Annotated in this window: 1 protein-coding gene; it reads right to left on the bottom strand. The window is 65.1% G+C overall.

Annotation, left to right across the window (positions count from 1 at the left end):
- Positions 1-19 precede the first annotated feature (19 nt).
- The coding region (locus tag CH249_RS08460; RefSeq protein WP_141217281.1) for an acyl-CoA carboxylase subunit beta at positions 20-1,534 on the bottom strand (1,515 nt) is incomplete at its 5' end.

Raw genomic sequence — 1,534 nt, 5'->3', positions numbered from 1 at the left:
GCGTCGTCGTTCGTTTCGCTCATAGTGGGATGTTTCCGTGTTTCTTGGGTGGGAGGGTGACTTGTTTGCGTTCGAGTAGTCGTAGTGCGGTGACGATCTGGCCGCGGGTGTGGCTCGGGGGGATGACGGCGTCGAGGTAGCCGCGTTCGGCGGCGATGTAGGGGTTGACGAGGGTGTCTTCGTATTCCTGCTGCAGCGTCAACCGGAGGGCGTCGACGTCGTCACCGTTCTTCGCGGCTTCGAGCAACTGTTTGCGGTAGACGAACCCGACCGCGCCGGAGGCTCCCATGACCGCGATCTGCGCGGTCGGCCAGGCGAGGTTGACATCGGCTCCCATGTGCTTGGACCCCATCACGTCGTACGCCCCGCCGTACGCTTTGCGGGTGATGACGGTGATCTTCCCGACCGTGGCCTCGCCGTAGGCGTAGAGCAGTTTCGCGCCGCGTCGGATGATGCCGTTGTATTCCTGGCCGGTGCCGGGCAGGAACCCGGGCACATCGACCAGGGTGATGATCGGGACGTTGAAGCAGTCGCAGGTGCGCACGAACCGGGCTGCTTTCTCGGAGGCATCGATGTCGAGGGTGCCCGCGAACTGGGTGGGTTGATTGGCCACGATCCCCACCGACCGGCCGTCGATGCGCCCGAACCCGACGATGATGTTGCGGGCCCGCCCTTCCTGGACTTCGAGGAATTCGTCGTCGTCGAGGATCCGACGAATCACCTCGTGCATGTCGTACGGGGTGTTCGGTGAATCGGGGATCAGGGTGTCGAGTTCGAGATCCTCCGCGGTGAGCGAGTCCTCGATCGACCCGACGACCGGATCCGAGGGTGCGGTGCGGGGGGCGTCGGCGCGATTGTTGCTCGGTAGGTACGAGAGCAGGTCGCGGACGTAGTCGAGTGCGTCCTGTTCTCCGGAGGCGACGTAGTGCGCGACCCCGGATTTCTCCATGTGGGTGTGCGCGCCGCCGAGTTCTTCCATGGTGACGTTCTCACCGGTGACGGTTTTGATCACGTCGGGTCCGGTGACGAACATCTGGGAGGTGCCGTCGACCATGACCACGAAGTCGGTCAGGGCCGGGGAGTAGACGTGCCCGCCCGCGGCCGGTCCCATGATCACCGAGATCTGCGGGATCACCCCGGACGCGCGGACGTTGCGGTGGAAGATCTCGCCGTACAACCCGAGGGAGACCACCCCTTCCTGGATGCGGGCTCCGGCACCTTCGTTGATCCCGACCAACGGTCGTCCGGTTTTGACGGCCAGGTCCATCACCTTGACGATCTTCTCGCCGTAGATCTCCCCGAGCGAGCCGCCGAAGACGGTGGCGTCCTGGGAGAACACGCACACATCACGGCCGTCGACGGTGCCGTAGCCGGTGACCACACCGTCACCGAAGGGCCGGTTCTCGCCCAACCCGAAGTTCTGGGAGCGGTGGCGGGCGAGGGCGTCGAGTTCGACGAACGAGCCCTCGTCGAGCAGGGCGGTGATCCGCTCACGGGCGGTCAGCTTGCCTTTGGCGTGGACCTTGTCCACCGC

This window comes from Rhodococcus sp. 05-2255-3B1, assembly GCF_002258545.1.
Classification (GTDB): Bacteria; Actinomycetota; Actinomycetes; order Mycobacteriales; family Mycobacteriaceae; genus Rhodococcoides.
This window is presented reverse-complemented; position numbering and strand designations above follow the sequence as displayed.